Consider the following 21,068-nt stretch of genomic DNA (forward strand, 5'->3'; position numbering starts at 1 on the left):
GTCAGTACCGGTTGCGCGTGCTCGAGTGAGGACTCGAGCGTACGAGGGCCGCGATCACGGCCAGAACAGCCCCGGTCACCGCGACCTTGCGGATGAGGCCCGGCATGTTGTGTTGCATTTCCGAGCGGATGCCCATTTCGCCCGGGATATTGGGCACCCGGCCGTGCATCAGATCGTCGCCAATGCCCTCGATGACATTGATGCGATCTGCTGCGAGCAGCATGAGCCAGTGGCTCCACTTGCCTTCGCTTTTGCGAAACGCGCGGCGCCTTATGGCCCCGCTCAGCCCGCTTGGCGGGGTGGATGTGCCATAGACCGCGGGGCGGCGGTTGTGCTCGGTCGAGCGGAGGACTTCCACCTGCTCGGGCTGCAAGGTTGGTCGCTGCCAATCAAGCCCACCCTTGCTGTCGCGCGAGACGTCGCGCATGGGGTAGGTGGGATCGTTGGCCGGGTCGGCATCGACGCCCCAGCCGACAACTGTGGTCGGATCAATCCTTTGCTGCACCGCGATATTATCAGGAGCGGTCGACTGAGGAAGGGACAAGGACGGGCTTGATACATCCGTCGAGCTTGGCGGAGAAGATGTGGTAGGCATCAGCAACCTCTTCGAGCGGAACCTTGTGCGTGATAAGGGCTTTGGGATTGATGCGGCCGGCTTGGACATGGTCGATCAGGCGCGGCAGCAGGCGTTTGACCGAGGCTTGGTTGGCCCGGATGGTAATCCCCTTGTTGACGACATTGCCGATGGGCACGATGTTGCCCGTGGGGCCATAAACGCCAACAATCGAGACAATGCCGCCCTTCTTGACGGCGTTGATGGCCCAATGGAGCGCGGTGGCGGCACCGGCTTCAAGTTTGATCTTGGTGCCGAGCAGGGTGTGCATGGCGCTGCCGGCAGCGTCGCCGCCCACGGCATCAATGCAGACATCGGCGCCCAGGGAGTCCGTGATTTTCTTGATGAAGAAGACCGGGTCTTCCACCGAGCGGAAATTGTAGACCTCTGCGGGGCAGTATTGCCGGGCAAAATCAAGCCGGTATTCGACGTGGTCAATGACGATCACCCGGCCGGCGCCGAAAAGCCAAGCGCAGCGTGCGGCCATGATGCCGACGGGGCCGGCGCCAAAGACCACAACCGTGTCGCCGCGCTTGATGCCAGCCATTTCGGCGGCCTGATAGCCGGTGGGCACGACGTCGGTCAAAAGGACCGCATCATCGAGGTCCATGCCGGCTGGGATCTTGGTTGGGCCGACATCGGCATAGGGTACGCGGACATATTCGGCCTGGCCGCCATCATAACCGCCGGCCGTATGCGAATAGCCGAAAATGCCGCCAACAGCAGTCGCTTCGGGGTTGGCCTCGTGGCAATTGCCGAACAGGCCCTGCTGGCAGAAATGGCATTTGCCGCAGGCGATGTTGAAAGGGACGATGACGTGGTCGCCGGCCTTGAGGTTTTTCACCTCGGAGCCGACTTCCTCGACAATGCCGGTAAATTCATGGCCGAAAGTCATGCCGATGCGGGTGTCGGGCACCATGCCATGATAAAGGTGAAGGTCCGATCCGCAGATGCAGGAGCGGGTGACCCGCACAATGGCGTCTTCGGGGTGCTGTATGGTCGGCATCGGCTTTTGTTCGACGCGCACGCGGTAGGGTCCGCGATAATCCATGGCAAGCATGGGCGATCTCCTTGGAACTTGACTGGCTAATGCGGATGGTGCGGTGGCGTTCCGTCGGAATGTTGCGCTTAACCTGTTTGGTGCCCTGAATGACGGCTCCCTTGGTGCCCGTACAGCACACTTGCCAAGCTGCAGGCGTTGCTCGGTTTATGCGGGGTCCTTTGCGGATAACCAAGCGTCTACGGTGTGTGGAAAGGCTTCCGCGGTGAACGACAGCTTGAGCAAGGTGCGGTTCTTTTCATCGCAGACGAACATGTCGTAATGGCCGGTGTCCCAGAGCTTTAGTCCCTGGTCCTTGAGCATTTCGCCGACGATGCGCACGGCGTGATCCTTCACGTCGTCCTGTGTTGCGCATTCAAGCCCCGTGCTGTCGGGGATGAATTCGCCGTTGATGACATGAAAGAAATAGCGAGCCATTGGGGGCCTCCTAAGCCAAGGCCATAATGAAATAGCCTTGGCTTAGGTTTCCCCGGATGACGGGGATTGGGTCGCTAAAGGTCGCGCAGGAGCCTTGCCGGGCGGGCGGAGGCGGCGCGCAGGATGGTGGTTGCGCCGAGCAGGGCCGTGATCAGTGTTGCGACAGCCAGCACAAGGAGGATGATGTCGCCGCCGAAGGTGAAATCCACCTCCAGCATGATCTGGCTGATCAGCCAGCCCAGGCCGATGCCCAAAAGGGTGGCTGGAATGGCGGCAAGGATGCCCAGGACGAGGTATTGGGCGAAGGCTGTCAGCATCAGCTCGGTGCGGGTGGCGCCCAGGACCTTGGTGATGACAGCATCGGCTTCGCGCTGGCGGCGGCCGGTGGCGAGGCTGCCGATCAGCACCAGAAGGCCATTGCCAACAGCGAGGCCGCCGATCAGGGCCGCGGCGAAGGAAAGCTGGCTAAGGGCATTGGTGATCTGCTTGAGCGTATCGCCAATGGCAATGAAGCTGACAAAGGGCAGGGCTGTCGCGAGTTCCCGCTCGACGGCTTCTTCGCGGCCGGCAAGGGTGGTGACGGCAGCAAAGATGGTTGTCGGGTAGGCTTCCAGCACGCCGGGGGAGAAGGTGGCGAGGAAGTCGATACCGCCTTGCCAGGAATATTCACGGAAATTGCTGATCTCGGCCGTGATTTCTTCGCCAAAGATCAGGAAGGTCAGGGTGTCGCCAATGTCGACGCCCAAGCCTGAACGCAGGCTTTGGTGGAGCGAGACAAGGGGCGCGCCGGTGTAGCCGGGTGGCCACCAATCGCCACCGGTCAGCTTGGAGGTGATCGGCATCTGGTCGCGGAAGGTCAGCGGCACTTCGCCGGACAGAAGGAAGGTGGCTTCGGGGCCGCGTGTTTCCGCCTCGGCGGCGGGGGTGCCGTTGATCTGGGTCAGGGCGCCGCGGAGCATGGGCGTGGCGACAAAGAATGGGATGTCGGTACGTGGACCGGACATGGCCTCAAGGGCTTCCACCTCATCGGGGAAGAGGTCGGAGGCCACCAGGGTTGGGGCATCAAAGGCCGAGGCGCCAAAGAATTCCTGCCGCAGGTTGCTTTGGAGAACCAGAACCACGATCAGCATGGTGAGCGCCAAGCCGGCAGACACAACAACCGAACTGCTGTTGCCGCCCGTGCCGGCGATGGAGCGAATGGCGTGGCGCAGGATACGGGTGGGAGGCTCGGGCAGGCGGCGCAGGCCGCGTTGCACCAGCGCTATGTAGAGCTGGAACAGCAATGCGCCTGCCGCGCTGGCGAGGGCAAAGGCGCCGACGAGCATGGCGTCGCCCGTCATGGCATAGGCAAGCAGCAGGAAGGCCACGACCGCGACAATCAGCGGAAGGATCGCTGGGGAAAGCATGAGCCGGCGCCAATCCGTTGCGGGCGCTCCAAGGCCCTTGGAGCGGAAAAGATAAACCGGGCGAATGGTTTGCGCCTGCTGGAGAGGCAGGTAGGAAAAGGCAAAGGCGGTGACGAGGCCAGCGCCTGCGGCGACCAGGAGCGGCTGCAGGTGGAGCTGGGACGGCAGGTTAATGCCCACGGCTTGGCCAACAAAGGGCAGGACCAGGAACGCCGCGCCGCCACCGATCAGCAGGCCGATCGCGACGCCGATGGCGGCAAGGGTCAGCACCTGGGAAAAGAAGTGGATAAAGACGCGGGAACGGTCAGCCCCCATGCTGCGCAGGATGGCAATGACATTGGCGCGCTCGGCGATATAGGCCTGCATGCCGCTCCAGACGCTGACGCCGCCGATCAGGAGGGAGCCAAGGCCCACGATCACGAGGAAGCGCATGAAAAGGTCGTAGTAGCGCACCATGGGGCCCAGGCCATCACGGGCGGAGCGGACGGTCCAGGCGCTGTCGGCGAGGGCGGTGGTTACCCGCTCCTTGGCGGCTTCAGGGTCCTCGCCATCAAGAAGGATCTTGTAGCGGAACCAGCTGCCAAGGCCGGGGAGGGGCGAGGTGCGATCGGAAATGATCGAGAAACCTTCCTGGCTCACAAGGGCTGTGAGGCCCAGGCGGAAGCCGCGCACGGCGGCATCGGGAAGCTTGGATAGTGTGCCGCGGGCCTCGAACTCCGTGCCGCCGAGCTGGAAGCGATCGCCCACGCTTATGCCGAGCTGGTCCAGCATCAAGGGATCGATGAGGGCGCCGAAAACCTCGTCCTTGAGCCCCAGGAACTGCGTGAGGGGCGTGCCGGAAGCGGTAAGTTCGGGGCTTTGAACCGAGCCGACCAGGGGGTAGGTGGTGCCGACGGCGGTCAGGTCCACAAAGGCATCAGCCTGGGGGGATTGGGCGCGCACATTGGTGTCGATGACGCTGGAAACGGCGCCGAAGCCTTCCAAAATGGCGAGTTCGTCGGGGTTGGCGGGGCGATCGGCGCGCGATAGCTCGAGGTCGCCACCCATCAGGACTGCCGCATTGGTATCAATGGCGCCGGCAATGCTGGAGCCGACGGAACTGACGCCGGCGATCAGGGCCGTGCCGACGGCGAGGCAAACAACGAGGAGAACAAAGCGGCGCAGGTCGCCACGCAGGTCGAGAAGGCCGATGCGGACGGCCGCCCAAAGATTGCCCATCAGGCTGTTACCGTGGTCTCGGTGAGTTCGCCCTGGGTCATGGTGAAGACCCGGTCGGCCCTGGCTGCCAGGGCGGGATCATGGGTGATGAGGACGACGGCCGTGCCATTCTTGCGGGCCAGGTCGAACATGAGCTCCACCACAACGGCGCCAGTGCTTTGGTCGAGATTGCCGGTGGGCTCGTCGGCCAGGAGGAGGGGCGGATTGGCGACCATGGCACGGGCAAGGCCCACGCGCTGCTGCTCGCCACCGGAGAGGGCAGTGGGGCGGTGATCGAGGCGCTGGCCCAGGCCTACGGCTGCGAGCGCCTCAGCGGCGCGGGCCCGGACGTCCTTCATGGCTAGTTCGGGCGCGGCGATCTCCAGCGCCAGGGCGACATTGTCAAGGGCCGTCAAGGATGGGATCAGGTGAAAGCTCTGGAACACAATGCCCAGCGTCTTGCGGCGGAAGCGGGCGAGCTCGTCTTCGCCCATTTCCGACAAATTCTTGTTGCGTACGATGACGTTACCTGATGTTGCCCGCTCAAGGCCGGCCAGCAGCATCAGCAGCGATGTCTTGCCGCTACCGGAAGGTCCAACAATGGCAACAACCTCAGCAGGGGCTACGCGCAGCGACACGCCCTTGAGGATGTGAAGTGGGCGAGAGGCAATCTCAAGGGAATACACAATGTTCTGGGCATCGATGATCGCAGAGGCAGTCGTATGCAAGAGCCAAATCCCGTGTCTGTTTGCCCGCTTGTGGAACGGTTCCTACCTTTATGGCACAAAAGGGGTAAACTAATATTGTCCAGGCCGCGAGGACGCAGTTGCCGGGTTTCCGGGCGTTTAGGGCTCATGCGGCTTGGTGATCCATCTCGACATTGCCCCAAGCACACGCAATATAGCCACAATGAATTTTACCCCAAGCTGGATGCGTATGCCTCATGACGATTAGATCAAAGATGCCGGCCGCTGGACTGGCAGCCCTGGTGGCGTTGTTTAGCGTTGCGCCTGCCGTGGCCGGTCCAAAGGAGCTCAATGTCCTGACATCCTATATCGGGGATTGGCGCGGGGCTGGGGCCCTTGTGGGCGGAGGCAAGTCCGAGCCCTTTACCTGCCGGCTCAGCGTTGCCAAGGGCAATGCCGAAAAGATCAACTATACTGGCCGCTGCAGCCTCGTCAGCGCCAATCTTTCGATCAGCGGCACCATTGCCTTCAACGACCAGGCGCAGCGCTATGAAGCGGCGATGAGCTCCAATGCGGGCTTTACCGGGCTGGCCGTGGGGCGGCTGCAGGGCGAGCGGATCAGCTTTGACCTGCAGGAGCGTGACAAGGACCGTAGCGGCAGCGACGTGCGGATCGGGTCCAAGATCCTCCTCGCCAATGGCGACATCACCGTGGACTTCGAAGTGGAGTTCAACGATTCCGGCGAAGTGCTGCGCGCTTCGGTGCCGTTCTCCCAGTAAAGCGGTTTAGCTGTGCGTTAGCCTTCAGGCCTCTGGCCTGAGGGCCTTTGGCCGTGCATGGTCGGCAAAAAGCCTTGCGAGGATACCATGCCCTTTCCAGATCTCATTCAACCTGAACTCGGCGCCTATCAGAGCCGGGTGGAAACACCTGCCGATTTCACGCAGTTCTGGGACGCGACCATCGCTGAGGCGCGTCAGGCTGGTGGCGCAACCAGCATGGTGCCGGCGGAGACAAGCCTCAAGCTCGTCGAGGTTTTCGATGTGACATTCCCGGGCTTTGGCGGGCATCCGGTCAAGGGGTGGCTGCATTTGCCGCGAGAGCGAAGCGGGCGGTTGCCGCTTGTGGTGCAATATGTCGGCTATGGCGGCGGGCGCGGCTTTCCTCATGAGAACCTGCATTGGGCCGCGTCGGGCTATGCCTATTTCCGCATGGATACCCGCGGGCAGGGGAGTGGCTGGAGCACGGGGGCGACAGCCGACCCGGTGGGCACGACGCCATCCATTCCGGGCATGATGACCAAGGGTATCCTGGACAAGAACGACTATTATTACCGGCGCGTGTTTACCGATGCGGTACGGGCAATCGACATGCTGCTCGAACAGGATTTCGTTGATGCAGAGCGCGTGGCGGTTTGCGGCGGCAGCCAGGGCGGCGGCATTACGCTGGCGGTGGCCGGCATCGATAAGCGGGTGAAGGCTGTCATGCCCGATGTTCCGTTCCTGTGTGACTTTCCCCGTGCCCTGCAAAAGGCGGTGCGTGATCCTTATGGAGAGATTGTACGCTTGCTGGCGCAGCACAGGGATAAGAAGGCTCAAGTGTTTGAAACACTGCGCTATTTTGATGGCGTGTGTTTTGCCCGGCAGTCCCAAGCACCGGCCCTGTTCTCGGTGGCACTGATGGACGATATCTGCCCGCCCTCGACCGTTTATGGGGCGTTCAATGCCTATGCGGGGCTCAAGAGCATGGTAGAATACGAGTACAACAACCATGAAGGTGGCGGGCCTTTCCAGGACCGCGAGCAGATGGCCTGGCTGGGGAAACTCTTCGGCTAGGGAATTCCGGGCTTGCTTTACTCAAAAAACGCAAATATTGCGTTGAAGGAGGATAAGTTCGGGCCCATCCATGCAGAAGCGCGCAAACCAGGCTGATATTGCAGAACGGCTCGGTGTGTCAGTCAGCACGGTGTCGCGTGCGCTGGCCAACGAGATCGGGATCAGCGAGGCCGTGCGGCGCGATGTGCAGCGCATGGCCCGAACGCTGGGGTATAAATCCAAGCATATCACCGGCATGGCGGCCGGGGATAAGCGCGCGGTCGCCCTGGTGCCGTTGGGAAGTGCCACGAGCGGTCTTTCCGGGTTTTATTTCGGCATTGTGGAAGGGATGCGGGCGCAGGCGGCGGAGGCCGGCATGGTGCTCGATGTGCGGCTGGTCAACGAAGCCGTCGTCACGCTCGACATGATCCGCAAGCAGATCGCGCAGGCCGATGCGGGCGGGGTTCTTCTTGCCGGGATCGATCCCTGGGACGAGTTGATCGAATGGTGCGGGCAAGAAAATATCCCGGCTGTTCTGGTCAATGGGAGCGATCCCAAGATGCGGCTGAGCTCGGTTTCGCCGGCCAATTTCTATGGGGCATTCCAGGCGACGCAGAGACTGCTTGATGCCGGGCACCGGCATATCTTGCACTATACGCACCGTTATCGCCCCACCATTCTGCAGCGGCAACGAGGGTTCGAAGCGGCGATTGCGGCAACTCCGGGAGCGGTCGGCACCATCGTCAATACAGCGGAGCGCAATACGGCGCTGCTGCTGGCTGATCTCATGGCCGGCAAGCATCATGTGACGGCGCTGTTCAGCTGGAACGATATAGCGGCCGTGGAAATGCTGGAGGCGCTTTATGGGCCGGAAAGCCCCTTTACGCCAAGCTTTTCCATTATCGGGTTCGACGATTTGCCGATTGCCGGGATGGCGACGCCGCGGCTGAGCACGATGCGCGTGGATCGTGAGTCCATCGGGCGGGGAGCGGTGCGGCTCCTGGCGCAGCACATGGATGGGGAAACGGCCATCCAGCAGCTGGAAACCGGGGTTTCGCTGGTGCCCGGTGAGACCATTTTCAATGTCGGGACCTTTGCTCATCGCTAGGGCCGAGGCTGTAGCACCGTGTCACCGATGAGCGGTTTGCGTTAGCAGACTGCTAGCATTGAGCTTCGCATCCCGGTCGGTTTTGGGGCTCCTTGCTGATACTTGCGAGACCATATTCTGAGTCACTGACCCTCCCTTTTTGTTAGCAGACTGTTATCGTTTGGGTGCGCATCGGGTCGCTTTTCCCTCCCCTATGTGACTGTGGCCACAGCGCAAATCTCGCTATTTGCGTTTATTGCGTGAATTGCGCAAATTGCTTGCAAGAGCGCAAATTCTGCCCTAGCTTTCGTTACGCGTCACAAGGCGCCGGCCGGACAACAGACGGCCATCGAGGGAGAGAAATCCATGATGAACACCCGATCCGGGCGGCGCCATCGTGCCGGCCTAGCCATAACAACAAGTCTGGCCGCCTTGCTGATGTTGAGCGGCGCAGCACTGGCGCAGCAGCAGGCGCCTATGCTGGACGAAATGGTGGCGAGCGGTGAATTGCCGCCACTCGAAGAGCGCCTGCCGGCCAATCCGCTGGTGGTGGAGCCGGTGGAAAGCGTTGGTGTTTATGGCGGCACCTGGCGCTCGGCGCTGCGGGGCGGGCTCGACAATGCCTGGATCGGCCGCACCGTCGCCTATGATGGCCTGGTGCGTTACGACCGCGAATGGAAGGAAATCATCCCCAATCTGGCGGAAAGCTGGGAAGTCAGCGAGGACGCGCGCACATATACTTTCAAGCTGCGCGAGGGGCTGAAGTGGAACAATGGCACGCCGTTTACTTCGGCTGACATCGAGTTTGCGGTGCAGTTGATGAAAGAGCCCGGCTATGGCGTCGGCACGTTTATCAAAAACCCCAACAATCCGGTGAACGTGGAAGTGGTCGATGAGACGACCTTCAGCTTCGTGTTCGAGCATCCCAACGGCATCATCATGGATGAGCTGGCCTCGATCAACGGGCTGACCGTGGTGTCGCTCTCCAAGGATTATTGCGGCCAGTTTTATCCAGGAACCAATCCGAACGCCGCCGAAGAAGCAAAGGCGGCAGGGTTTGAGACCTGGGAATTGCACATGGCGAACCGCTGCTCCTGGGCAACGGAAACCATTCGCTGGGCCAATCCAGACCTGCCGTTCATGAATGCCTGGATGATCGAGCAGCCGTTAACGGGCGATGCCTCCCGCGCGACCTTTGTGCGCAATCCCTATTATTGGAAGGTCGATACCGAAGGAAACCAGCTGCCCTATATCGATCGGCTCGACATGCGCGTGTCGGACTCGCTCGAAGAGCTGACACTGATGGCGCTCAATGGCGAGATCGATTTCCAGGACCGCCATATCGCGACCGTCGCCAACCAGCCGCTGTTCTTTGACGGGCAGGAAGCGGGCGACTACCGGCTGGGTGCCAATATCCCTTCCAGCATGAACACGATGACGATCCAGTTCAACATGAACCATGTTGATCCCACGCGGCGCGAGCTGTTCTCCAACAAGGATTTTCGCATCGGCATCAGCCATCTGCTGGACCGGCAGGAGATCATCGACGTGGTGTTTACCGGCGACGGTGAACCCTTCCAGGCAGCGCCACGGCCCGAATCTCCGTTCTATGACGAGGAAATGGCCAAGCAATATACCGAGTTCGACCCCGAAGCCGCCGCTGCGGCGTTCGAGGCTGCGGGCCTGGGCGAAAAGAACGGCGATGGTTTCTACACCATGCCGGACGGCTCGCCGCTTCAGATCACCATCGACACCATTGCGGCCTTCCGCACCGAATGGACCGATATGATGGAGCTGATCCAGCTGCAGCTGGAGGCCGGCGGCATCGACGTCGAGCTCAACAACATCGACCGCACACTCTACTACGACAAGCGTCCGCTGGGCGATTACGATGCGCAGATCTGGCAGGGCGATGGTGGCCTCGATGTGATCCAGGAGCCTCGCTACTACATGGCTTCGGGCGATGAATCAGTCTGGGCCTATCGCTGGGCACAATGGTTCAACGGCTCGCGCCCCGAGATTGCCGAAGAGCCAGCCGACTGGGCCAAGCAGCAGATGGATCTGCTCAACCAGATCCGCCAGGAAGGCGATCCGGCCAAGCGCGACGAGCTGATGAAGCAGATCCTGCAGCTGGCCAAGGAAAACTTCCCGGTGATCGGGGTGAGCTTGCCGGGCAATGGCTACTTCATCGCCAAGAACAATATGCGCAACATCGCCGAGCCGATGCTCCACGCCTATCTGTTCCCGACCCCGGCACCCTATGATCCGTTCCAGTGGTATTTCGCCGCCGAGTAACGGATCCCTCCCGCCCCTCGCGGCTCTCTCCGGCTGCGAGGGGAAGGGGAGACCAGTTGATTGTGGGGGGACAAAGAGGCTGGAACAGAAGAAGCCTCATCAGCCCCGCATCTTTCTACACCGTTACCGCCCGGCTCGTCCGGGTGGTCCAGGGGATGCTGGAGCATCGCTGGATTGCCGGGACAAGCCCGGCAATGACGACGGAAGAAGAGGCTGGTTAATCTCGATGTCATCCCGGCGGAAGCCGGGAACCATCTCGAGATATGGCCAGCGCCGCAAGGTCGTTGAACTTGGCTAGGGCGATGGGGGCCTGGGTGAAACCTCAGGATGGATCCCGGCTTCCGCCGGGATGACACCGTGGCAGGAGCCGCGCCAGTGGGAACGACAAGTTTCGCCGCCGCCAGAACAAAAAATCGCAGGAGACGCCCATGCTTGGGTTCATTGGCAAACGATTGATCGCAATGGTTCTGACCCTTTGGGCGGTGAGCTTTGTGGCCTTTGCCATTATCCAGCTGCCGCCGGGCGATTACCTCACGACCTATATCGCAACGCTTGCCGCCAATGGGGACCGGGTGGACCCGGCAACCATCGAGGCGCTGCGGCGGCAATATGGGTTCGGGGAATCCTATTTCGTCCAGTACTGGAAGTGGATTTCCGGCATCGTGCTTCGTGGTGATTTCGGGCAGAGCTTTGAATGGAAGGCGCCGGTCACGACGCTGATCTGGGGGCGCCTGGGCAATTCCATCCTCGTTGAAGGGCTGGCTGTGATCGTGATGTGGCTGGTGGCGCTGCCCATCGGCATCTATGCGGCAGTTCGGAAATATTCGCTGGGCGATTACCTCGCCACCATTGGCGGCTTCATCGGGCTCGCCATCCCAAACTTCTTTTTTGCGCTGATCCTGATGTATCTTTCTTTCATCTGGTTCGGGGAAACCATTGGCGGGCTGTTTTCGCCAGGGATGGAGAATGCCCGCTGGAGCCCGGCGCGGGTGTGGGACTTTTTGAGCCATGCCTGGGCGCCGATCCTGGTGCTGTCGCTAGCAGGGACGGCCGAGCTGATCCGCATCCTACGCGCCAATCTGCTGGATGAACTCAAGAAGCCCTATGTGACCACTGCGCGGGCCAAGGGCCTGAGCGAATTTCGCACCATTATGAAATATCCGGTCCGCGTAGCGCTCAATCCGTTGGTGTCCACCATCGGCTGGTTGCTGCCGGCGCTGGTGTCGAGCTCGGTGATCGTTTCGGTGGTGCTAAACCTGCCCACAGCCGGGCCGCTGCTGCTGCGCTCGCTGACCTCGCAGGACATGTTCCTGGCCGGAGCGATCATCATGCTCCTGGGCATGCTGACGGTGATCGGCACGCTGATTTCAGACCTGCTGCTGGCCTGGATCGATCCGCGTATTCGCTATGGGAGCAAGTAGATGGCGGTGGAAACCATGACCGACATTCCCGTTGCCGCGCCGACCACACGCGCCCGTCGCGAGAGCCAGACAGCGCTGATGTGGCGCCGGTTCAAGCGGCACAAGCTGGCGCTGGTGAGCCTGTGGATCGTGGCGCTGTTTTACCTCGTCGCGATCCTTGCCGAGTTTCTCGCACCGCACGATCCGGGAGCCTATAGCGCGCGCTACACCTACGCGCCGCCGCAGGGGCTGCAGCTGTTTTCAACCGACGAGAATGGCGGGTGGCGGTTCTTTCCGCATGTGAATGGCTATTCCACCGAAGTGGATCGTCAGGCGATGCGGCGTATCTTCGTGGTGGACCCCGAGATCGAAATTCCGGTCCAGTTCTTTGCGCCGAGCGATCCCTATCTGCTGGCCGGGTTCATACCTATGTCCGTCAAGCTCATGGGCGTGAGCGAGGCGCGTGCGCCGTTCTATATCCTGGGCGCAGACCGGCTGGGACGGGATCTCCTCAGCCGGCTGATCCATGGCACGCGCATTTCGCTTTCCATTGGGTTAGCCGGGGTGACGCTGAGCCTCTTTTTCGGGATCATTATCGGTGGCTTTGCCGGCTATTATGGCGGTTGGTTCGATAGCGCGGTGATGCGCGTGATCGAGTTCATCCGTTCCATGCCCACCATTCCGCTCTGGCTGGGGCTGGCGGCGGCCATGCCCAAGGACTGGACGGCGCTGCAGACATACTTTGCCATCACCATTATCCTCTCGCTCATCGGGTGGACGGAACTGGCGCGCGTGGTGCGCGGGCGGTTTTTGAGCCTTCGCACCGAGGATTTCGTGACGGCAGCGCAACTCGATGGCGCGAGCGACTGGCGCATCATCACGCGGCACATGGTGCCGAGCTTCATGAGCCACATCATTGCGGCGGCGACCCTGGCCATTCCGGGCATGATTTTAGCCGAGACCGCGCTGAGTTTCCTGGGGCTGGGCTTGCAGGCGCCGATCGTGAGCTGGGGGACGCTTTTGCAGGATGCGCAGAATATCCGCACGCTTGCGAGTGCGCCGTGGTTGCTGGCGCCGGGCGTGTGCGTGGTGATCATCATCCTGTCGATGAACTTCTTTGGCGATGGGCTGCGCGATGCGGCCGATCCGCATGGGCGGTGAGGTGATGGTGAACTTACCGATTTTTGCGTGCGGGGAGATCACCCCCCTCCTGGCCTCCCCCGCAAGGGGGGAGGTGGGCGCGGTGCATGTGGCAAGGATTTGCCCAGCACGCGATCTTACCCTCCCCCTTGCGGGGAGGGCCAGGGTGGGGGTCCTTCCCGCCACATCCACAAGCCGTGGAGGTCCACAATGACCAAACCAATCCTTTCTATTGCCGATATGTCGATCGTGTTTTCCTCGCCCGATGAGGCCGATATCGAGGCCGTGCGGCAGGTGGAGCTGACGCTGACGCCGGGTAAGACGCTGGCGCTGGTGGGGGAGAGCGGGTGCGGCAAGTCGGTGACGGCGCGGGCCGTGCTGCGCTTGCTGGACAAGAATGCGCTGATCCAGCGTGGGTCCATTACCTTTGAGCCCAAGGGCGAGGCGCCGGTCGACATTGCTGAGCTTAAGCAGGACAGCCTGCCGCTACGCGCCATCCGTGGCAACCAGATTTCGATGATCTTCCAGGAGCCGATGAGTTCGCTCTCGCCCGTTCATACCATCGGCGACCAGATCGACGAGATGATGATCATCCACGAGGGGCTCAAGCCTAAGCAGGCGCGGGAGCGGACCGTCGCGCTCTTGGACCAGGTGGGTATTCCTGGCGCGCGGGACCGGGCCAATGCCTATCCCTTCGAGCTCTCGGGCGGGTTGCGGCAGCGCGCGATGATCGCCATGGCGCTCGCCTGCAAGCCGCAGGTGTTGATTGCCGACGAGCCGACGACGGCGCTGGATGTGACGACGCAGGCGCAGATCCTGGATCTGCTGCGCCAGTTGCAGGCCGACTTCGGCATGGCGATGTTGTTTATCACCCATGATCTGGGCGTGGTGGCCGAGATCGCTGATGAAGTCGCGGTGATGTATCTGGGCGATGTGGTGGAGCAGGGGAGCGTGTTCGACGTTTTTGCCGCTCCCAAGCACCCCTATACGCAGGCGCTTATGAGCTCCATTCCCAAGATGGCGCGGAAGGCCGATCGGGTGCGGCTGTCGCCGATCAAGGGGACGGTGCCGGCACCCAAGGACCGGCCGGAAGGCTGCGCCTTTACCAGCCGCTGTCCGCATGCCTTTGAGCCATGCCCGACGATCCGGCCAGCGCGGACCGATTTGGGGAATGGGCACCATGCGCGGTGTCATCTGCTGACGCGCGTTCCCGTGGAGGAGCCGGCATGAGCACGCTGCTGAGTGTGGAGAACCTCTCCAAGCATTATACGCTGAGCGGGGGCCTGTTCGGCGCCGAGCGGCGGCTGGATGCGCTGACCGACATCAACCTCACGGTGGAAGCCGGGGAAACGCTGGCCATTGTGGGCGAGAGCGGGTGTGGCAAGACAACGCTGGGGCGCTGCATCATCCAGGCGCAGCCGGCCTCGGCGGGCAAGGTGGTTTACCGCCCCAAGGCTGGCGGCGAAGTGGAGCTATCAGCGCTCAACAAGCGGCAGATCAAGCCCTGGCGACAAGACATCCGCATGATCTTCCAGGACCCGATGAGCTCGCTCAACCCCAATATGCGAGTGTTCGACATTGTGGCCGAGCCCTTGCGCATCCACAAGATCTGCAAGGGGCGGGAGCTGGAAGACAGGGTGATCGGAACGCTCGCCAAGGTGGGCATTCCGGCAGAAGCCGTGGGGCGCTATCCGCATGCCTTTTCAGGCGGGCAGCGGCAGCGCATCGGCATTGCGCGGGCGCTGGTACTCGACCCAAAGCTCGTGATCGCGGACGAGGCGGTGTCGGCGCTCGATGTTTCCATTCAGGCGCAGGTGCTGAACCTGCTGGAAGACCTCAAGAGCGAATTCGGGCTGACCTATATCTTCATCAGCCACGATCTGGGAGTGGTGAACTACATCGCTGACCGGGTGGTGGTGATGTATCTCGGGCATGTGGTGGAAAATGCGCCCACCGAGATGCTGTTTGAACGGCCGCGCCACCCCTACACCGAGCTGCTGCTTGAGGCGCTGCCCATTGCCGACCCGCTGCGGCGCAAGGGCCGCAAGGCTGAGGTGCGCGGGGAGATCCCGTATCTGGGCAATCGCCCCCAGGGGTGCCCGTTTCATACACGGTGTCGCTATGCGCAGGATGTGTGCCGGGCGGAGAAGCCGGCGCTGCGGCGGGTAAACGGGACGGCGCAGGAGGCGGCGTGCCTTTTCGCCGAGGAGCTCGAATTAAAGGGGGCTTATGAGGATGGGCCCGTCAAGGTGCTGCATGAAGCGTGATGCTGCACTTTTCGCTTCGCATGCCCGATTACCTGCAGTCGACACCCTCCCCCTTGCGGGGAGGGATCAAGGGTGGAGGTGGGAGCCCAGATATCGGGGCTTCCGACACCCCCTCCCAACCTCCCCCGTCGAGGGGGAGGTGCCGTCCGGTGCTTGCGGCACAACGGATGCAGAACCGAACACTCCGTTAGGAACAGTAATAAATGACCTATGATCCCGTTTCCGCCAATCCGCTGCATGGCAATCCGCTGAGGACGCGGGCTGATGTGGAGAAGGCGCTGCGTGACCTTTTCCAGCCCCTGCTGCCCTATTTTTCCAAAGGCGGGGCGCGGGTGCGGCTCGATGGGGCGGCGGCGCATTTTGATCGGGCGGCGGCTGATCTGGAGGGGTTTGCGCGGCCGCTCTGGGGGCTGACGCCGCTAGCGGCGGGTGGCGCTGAGTTCGATCATTGGGAACTATACCGGCGGGGGTTGGCGAACGGGACGGATCCCGAGCATCCAGAGTATTGGGGAGAGGTGAACTCGACCGACCAGCGCATGGTGGAGCTGGCGGCGATCGGGTTCACCATGCGGCTCCTGCCGCATCTGGTTTGGGAGCCGCTGGAGCAAAAGGCGAAGGATAACCTGGCGGCTTACCTGAAGCATGCGCGGCAGTTCGATTATGCCGACAACAATTGGAAGTTCTTCCGTGTGCTGGTGGATCTGGGGTTGGAGGAATGTGGCGTCGAATTCGACCGCTCGCTGACGGAAAAATACCTCGAGGAGCTGGACGGGTTTTATCTGGGTGACGGGTGGTACCGCGACGGCAATATCCGGCGGATCGACCATTACATTCCCTTTGCCATGCACTTCTATGGGCTGATCTACGCCAAGCTGGCGCGGGGCGATGAGAAGCGCGTCCAAGCCTACAAGGAGCGGGCGGAGCTTTTTGCCAAGGACATTCGGCACTGGTTCGATGACGAGGGCGGCACACTGGCCTTTGGGCGGAGCCTGACCTACCGGTTTGCCTGTGGCGGCATCTGGGGGGCGCTGGCCTTTGCCGATGTGGAGGCGCTGCCCTGGGGCGAGATCAAGGGGCAGTTCATGCGCCATCTGCGCTGGTGGGCGGAAAAGCCGATCGCCAACAGGGATGGCATTTTATCGATCGGCTATGGCTATCCCAACCTCTTCATGAGCGAGAGCTATAATTCGGCAGGCTCACCCTATTGGGCGCTCAAGGCCTTTTTGCCGCTGGCATTGCCCGAGGATCATCCGTTCTGGACGGCAGAGGAGACCGAGGCGGTGACGGACGAGGCGCCGGTGCCGCTCAAGCATCCGGGCATGGTGATGATGCATACGCCGGGCAATGTGGTGGCGCTCTCGAGCGGGCAGCAGAACTGGCAGATGCGGGCGGGCACGGAGAAATACGCCAAGTTCGTTTATGCCTCGCGCTATGGCTTTTCCGTCGAGGTGGACGAGCGCGCCTACCCAATGGGCGTGTTCGATGGCGCGCTCGCGCTATCGGACGATGGAAGGCACTACCGGGTGCGGGAGGCCAACGAGGCGGCGCAGATTGCCGGTGACAATCTTTATTCGCGCTGGAAGCCCTGGAGCGATGTGGAGGTGGAAACCTGGCTCCTGCCGGCCAATCCCTGGCATATTCGCGTGCACCGGATCACGACGCCGCGCGCCTTGCATGGCACAGAAGGTGGATTTGCCATCGGACGGGCGGATCTGAATGCCGACCAAGTGCTGGAAGAAGCCGGGCGGGCGGTGGCCCGGAGCCGGACGGATTTGAGTGCTATCGTCGATCTTTCCGGGCAGCGGAGCGGGCGGGCGCACAGGCCCTTTCCCAACACCAATCTCGTCGTGGCCAAGACGCTGGTGCCGCAATTGCGCGGCGATATCGCGGCGGGAACAAGCGTGCTGGTGACGGCGGCCATGGCGCTGCCGGCCGGCGAGGCTGCCGAGGCTGCATTGGGTCGGGTGCCGCAGGCGCCGGATTTGGGCGAGCTTGAGCAGCTGTTTGCCCGTAGGGGTGTCGATGTCAGCGCCATTCTGGTGCCGGAGCGGTTCTGATGCGACCAAAACTCGCCTTTGCAATGGCGGCAGACAAAACCAAGTTCGTGTTCGATGCCGCGGCTTTGGGGCGGCTCGAGCAATGTTGCGAGGTGTTGCAGGCAGCGCCGCTCGAGGAGTTTTCGAGCGCCGGGGCGAGGGCTGTGTTGGGCGAGGCCGACATTCTGGTGACGGGATGGGGCTGTCCAACGGTCAATGCCGAGGTGCTGCGTGCGGCGCCTCGGCTAAAGCTGATTGCCCATGCCGCAGGGACGGTGAAATACACGCTAGACGATGCGGTGTACCAGCGGGGCATTCGCGTAACCCATGCGGCTGATGCCAATGCCGTGCCGGTGGCAGAGTTCACGCTGGCGTCGATCATCTTTGCCAACAAGCGGGTGTTCGAGCTGCGTGACCGCTATCGCGCGGATCCGCAGCGGCGCAGCGCCTATGCCTTGATGAACGAGCCGATCGGCAATTATCGGCGGGTGGTGGGGCTGATTGGTGCCTCGCGGATCGGTCGCAAGGTCGCCAAACTGCTCCAAGCGCTCGACTACACCGTGCTGCTGAGCGATCCCTTTGTTTATCCCAACGATCCGGTGCTGGATCATTGCGAGCTGGTGGATCTCGACGATCTGCTCGGGCGCTCCGATGTGGTGTCGCTGCATGCGCCATCCCTACCGTCGACACGGCATATGATCGGGGCGCGGGAACTGGGGTTGATGCGGGACGGTGCCAGTTTCATCAATACGGCGCGGGGGGCGCTGGTGGATGAGGCGGCGCTTCTGGCTGAACTCCAGAGCGGGCGCATCCATGCGGTGATCGATGTGACCGATCCGGAAATCCCCGTGGCGGGGTCGCCGTTTTATTCGCTGCCCAATGTGTTTTTGACCCCGCATGTGGCCGGTGCCGTGGGCATGGAGCGGTTGCGGCTAGGGGAGATGGCGGTGACGGAAGTGGAGCGATTTGTCCGTGGGCAGGCGCTGGAGTTCGAGGTGGAGCCGGCGTTGTTGGAGCGGTTGGCTTAGGGTTGGTGCATAAGGAAGGTTGGGCGTGAAGGCACGATATCGGGGCTCCTATACCCCCACCCTGCTCGATGACGGACTTAGCGGAGGGCTAAGTCCTATCTCGCTTCCCTCCCCGCAAGGGGGAGGGTGCGTTCCGTGTTTGGGATGAGGTCAGTGGATAGTTATCGGACGGCGGAAGATCTTCGGCACGAACAACGGCTTCAGTTTCTGACCTGGGACCGGACGCCCGCGGATATCGAGGCGCCGGAGCACAGGGCACGACAGGCGCGTTTGGCTGAAGTGGCGGGGGCGAGCTTTGCCCCGACTGCCTATGTGGCGGCAGAGGCGGCGGTGTTTACCACCCATCTCGTCCTGGGCGAGCATTCCTGGATTGCCGGGCATGCGCTGGTGCGGGGGGATGTGGAGTTTGGAGCGCATTGCACGGTTAATCCCTATGCCATGATTTCGGGCAAGGTGCGGTGCGGCGATGGGGTGCGGATCGCGAGCCATGTGTCGATCGTGGGGTTCAACCACGGGTTCGATGATCCCCATGTGCCCATTCATACGCAAAAGCACGAGAGCCTTGGGATCATTATCGAGGACGATGTGTGGATCGGGGCCAACGCCGTGGTGCTCGATGGCGTTCGGGTAGGACGCGGGGCGGTGATTGCGGCGGGGGCTGTGGTCAGCAAGGATGTGCCGCCGCTCGCCATTGTGGGCGGTGTGCCGGCTAGGGTGGTTCGCTTTCGGGGGCGCGGGGCCAAGGCCGATGCGGTGAGCGCGCTGGGCAAGCTCGGGAGCGCGGCCAAGACGCAGCTGCCCGAGGTGCTGGCGTGTTACCGCGAGAATGGCGCATTTGTTTCGCGCGAAGCGGATGGGCAGGTGCGGCGCAGCGCGCGGCATCTTAATGATGCGATCGAGCTGACGGCCGGGTTCGACAGCCTGCCCGAAGGGCTCGATGTCCAGACGACTTTGGCGCAATTGCAGGCGCTGCAGGATCCTGAAACGGGGTTGTTCCCCGACCCCCATCAGCCGCCTGCGCCGGGGCAGGCGGTGCGCGACAATGGTTTGGCGCTTTATAATGTGCTTTCGGTTGGCTATGCCATCGAGGTGCTGGGGGGCAAGCCGCTCTATCCCGTTGCGGCGGTGGAGCTCGATGCGCCGGCGCTGTGCCAATGGCTGGAGGGGCTAAGCTGGCGGGAGCGGGCCTGGGGAGCAGGCGCGGCGGTGGATGCCATCGGGACGGCGCTTTATTTCAATGCGCGCTGCCATTCGAGCGGGCGGGCACGGGAAACGCTGTTTGGCTGGCTGGCGCTGCGGCAGGATCGTGGGACTGGGCTTTGGGGATCGCCAACGGCGGCGGAGGGCTTGCTGCAGCCGGTGAACGGGTTTTACCGGCTGACGCGGGGGACTTATGCGCAGTTTGGGGTACCGGTGCCCAATCCCGAGCGGGCGATCGATAGTGTGCTGCTCAATCACCGCAATTACGGCGGGTTTTCGGGGGCGACCTATACGGCGTGTAATCTGCTGGACACGATTCATCCGCTGCTGCTGTGCCTGGGGCAGACCGATCATCGGCGGGCGGAGGCGGAGGCGGTTGCGCGCGCAGTGATCGGGCGCGCCGGGGAGCGCTGGGTGAGCGGGCAGGGCTTTGCCTTTGCCGATGGGCAGGCGCCGAGCCTTCAGGGCACGGAGATGTGGCTCTCCGTGGTGCATCTGGCGGCGGAGCTGTTGGGAATTGCAGGGGAGTTTTCGTTCGTGCCCAAGGGGGTGCACCGGACGCAGGCGGTGGGGTTGGGGCTATAAGGCAGGTCTGGTGCTCGGGAAGAGTGGATTGCCCGGACAGGCCGGGCAATGACGATGGGACGAAATGCGAGGCGGCAAACAGCGGATTGACCCCGTTGCCCGCTACGCCGCATCACCCTGCTTGTCCGGGTGATCCATGTTCCGGTGCTGATAGACCGCTCGCGACAATAGGGAGAGCCGAGCATGACACGCAAAAAAGCCCTCGTGGTTTGGGGCGGGATGGAATTGCATACGCCCGAGCGGGGGGCGCGGGTGGTGCGGGAGTTGTTGGAGGCGGAGGGTTTTGCCGTTCAAGTGACGCCCGACTACGACGCGCTTGGGGCCGAGGATGTCGGCAGCAATGACCTTGTGGTGCCGGTGATCACCGATGGGCAATTGGCGCCGGAAAAGATGAACAATCTGGTGGCGGCGGTGCGGGCGGGGACGGGGCTGGCCGGGTACCATATGGGGCTGGCGACGAGTTTTCGGGCGAGCGTGCCGTTTCGTTATATGGCGAGCTGCTATTGGGTGCAGCACCCCGGCAATATCCTTACCTACCGCGTGGATGTGCGCGACAGCGAGCACCCGATCACTAGAGGGATCGAAAGTTTCGAGCACACATCAGAGCAGTATTACCTCAACTATGATCCGGCGGTTGAGGTGTTGGCAACGACGACCTTCTCGGGCGAGTTCCACCCCTGGCGCAAGGACGTGGTGATGCCGGTGGTGTTCACAACGATGCATGACCAGGGGCGGGTGTTTTATTCTTCACTCGGGCATACGGCGGACGAGCTGGCGGGTGGGCCGGTGCGCGAGATATTGCGGCGCGGGCTGCTCTGGGCCGCGCGCTGAAATGGGGGG

At 62.3% G+C, this 21,068-nt stretch carries 17 protein-coding genes; 12 read left to right on the forward strand and 5 right to left on the reverse strand.

Annotation, left to right across the window (positions count from 1 at the left end; all coding sequences use genetic code 11):
- Nucleotide 1: 1 nt before the first annotated feature.
- From DDE77_RS08305 to DDE77_RS08325, 5 genes are all read right to left on the reverse strand, one after another.
- Nucleotides 2-544 (reverse strand): hypothetical protein, encoded by a 543-nt coding sequence (locus DDE77_RS08305; RefSeq protein ID WP_245895138.1) that lies wholly within the window; start codon nucleotides 542-544, stop codon nucleotides 2-4.
- Nucleotides 516-1,673 carry a zinc-dependent alcohol dehydrogenase gene (locus tag DDE77_RS08310; protein WP_108397003.1) on the reverse strand — a complete coding sequence of 386 codons (1,158 nt, stop codon included), beginning with the start codon at nucleotides 1,671-1,673 and terminating at the stop codon, nucleotides 516-518. Before DDE77_RS08310 ends, DDE77_RS08305 begins: the two co-directional genes overlap by 29 nt.
- Nucleotides 1,674-1,820: 147 nt before the next feature.
- Nucleotides 1,821-2,090, reverse strand: coding sequence for a DUF6894 family protein (locus tag DDE77_RS08315; RefSeq protein ID WP_108397004.1), 270 nt, complete (start codon nucleotides 2,088-2,090; stop codon nucleotides 1,821-1,823).
- A 74-nt stretch (nucleotides 2,091-2,164) separates the two neighbouring features.
- Nucleotides 2,165-4,714: an ABC transporter permease gene (locus DDE77_RS08320; protein WP_108397005.1), complete on the reverse strand. Its 2,550-nt coding sequence runs from the start codon at nucleotides 4,712-4,714 to the stop codon at nucleotides 2,165-2,167.
- On the reverse strand, nucleotides 4,714-5,421 hold the full coding sequence (locus DDE77_RS08325) for an ABC transporter ATP-binding protein (RefSeq protein WP_210204359.1): 708 nt from the start codon (nucleotides 5,419-5,421) through the stop codon (nucleotides 4,714-4,716). Before DDE77_RS08325 ends, DDE77_RS08320 begins: the two co-directional genes overlap by 1 nt.
- A 215-nt stretch (nucleotides 5,422-5,636) precedes the next feature.
- Between DDE77_RS08325 and DDE77_RS08330 the strand changes: the two genes are divergently transcribed.
- The 12 genes from DDE77_RS08330 to DDE77_RS08390 all read left to right on the forward strand — a co-directional run bounded on the left by DDE77_RS08330 (nucleotide 5,637) and on the right by DDE77_RS08390 (nucleotide 21,059).
- Nucleotides 5,637-6,158 (forward strand): heme-binding beta-barrel domain-containing protein, encoded by a 522-nt coding sequence (locus DDE77_RS08330; protein ID WP_108397006.1) that lies wholly within the window; start codon nucleotides 5,637-5,639, stop codon nucleotides 6,156-6,158.
- 87 nt (nucleotides 6,159-6,245) lie between these two features.
- Nucleotides 6,246-7,211: an acetylxylan esterase gene (locus tag DDE77_RS08335; RefSeq protein ID WP_108397226.1), complete on the forward strand. Its 966-nt coding sequence runs from the start codon at nucleotides 6,246-6,248 to the stop codon at nucleotides 7,209-7,211.
- A 70-nt stretch (nucleotides 7,212-7,281) separates the two neighbouring features.
- A complete protein-coding gene (locus DDE77_RS08340; protein WP_108397007.1) occupies nucleotides 7,282-8,298 on the forward strand; it encodes a LacI family DNA-binding transcriptional regulator in 1,017 nt (338 codons plus the stop codon).
- A gap of 345 nt (nucleotides 8,299-8,643) precedes the next feature.
- Nucleotides 8,644-10,572 (forward strand): ABC transporter substrate-binding protein, encoded by a 1,929-nt coding sequence (locus DDE77_RS08345; RefSeq protein WP_108397008.1) that lies wholly within the window; start codon nucleotides 8,644-8,646, stop codon nucleotides 10,570-10,572.
- Between the two features lie 428 nt (nucleotides 10,573-11,000).
- A complete protein-coding gene (locus DDE77_RS08350) occupies nucleotides 11,001-11,993 on the forward strand; it encodes an ABC transporter permease (protein ID WP_108397009.1) in 993 nt (330 codons plus the stop codon).
- Between the two features lie 15 nt (nucleotides 11,994-12,008).
- Nucleotides 12,009-13,133: an ABC transporter permease gene (locus DDE77_RS08355; RefSeq protein WP_245895151.1), complete on the forward strand. Its 1,125-nt coding sequence runs from the start codon at nucleotides 12,009-12,011 to the stop codon at nucleotides 13,131-13,133.
- Nucleotides 13,134-13,322: 189 nt separating this feature from the next.
- A complete protein-coding gene (locus tag DDE77_RS08365) occupies nucleotides 13,323-14,342 on the forward strand; it encodes an ABC transporter ATP-binding protein (protein ID WP_108397012.1) in 1,020 nt (339 codons plus the stop codon).
- Nucleotides 14,339-15,379 carry an ABC transporter ATP-binding protein gene (locus DDE77_RS08370; RefSeq protein WP_108397013.1) on the forward strand — a complete coding sequence of 347 codons (1,041 nt, stop codon included), beginning with the start codon at nucleotides 14,339-14,341 and terminating at the stop codon, nucleotides 15,377-15,379. The genes DDE77_RS08365 and DDE77_RS08370 overlap by 4 nt, the downstream gene beginning before the upstream one ends.
- 203 nt (nucleotides 15,380-15,582) lie before the next feature.
- A complete protein-coding gene (locus DDE77_RS08375; protein WP_108397014.1) occupies nucleotides 15,583-17,436 on the forward strand; it encodes a DUF2264 domain-containing protein in 1,854 nt (617 codons plus the stop codon).
- Nucleotides 17,433-18,443 carry a hydroxyacid dehydrogenase gene (locus DDE77_RS08380; protein WP_245895152.1) on the forward strand — a complete coding sequence of 337 codons (1,011 nt, stop codon included), beginning with the start codon at nucleotides 17,433-17,435 and terminating at the stop codon, nucleotides 18,441-18,443. The genes DDE77_RS08375 and DDE77_RS08380 overlap by 4 nt, the downstream gene beginning before the upstream one ends.
- Before the next feature lie 144 nt (nucleotides 18,444-18,587).
- Nucleotides 18,588-20,228, forward strand: coding sequence for an acyltransferase (locus DDE77_RS08385; RefSeq protein WP_108397016.1), 1,641 nt, complete (start codon nucleotides 18,588-18,590; stop codon nucleotides 20,226-20,228).
- 183 nt (nucleotides 20,229-20,411) lie between these two features.
- Nucleotides 20,412-21,059: a ThuA domain-containing protein gene (locus DDE77_RS08390; RefSeq protein WP_108397017.1), complete on the forward strand. Its 648-nt coding sequence runs from the start codon at nucleotides 20,412-20,414 to the stop codon at nucleotides 21,057-21,059.
- The last annotated feature ends 9 nt before the right edge of the window (nucleotides 21,060-21,068 follow it).

Source organism: Devosia submarina (assembly GCF_003056345.1).
Taxonomy (GTDB): domain Bacteria; phylum Pseudomonadota; class Alphaproteobacteria; order Rhizobiales; family Devosiaceae; genus Devosia; species Devosia submarina.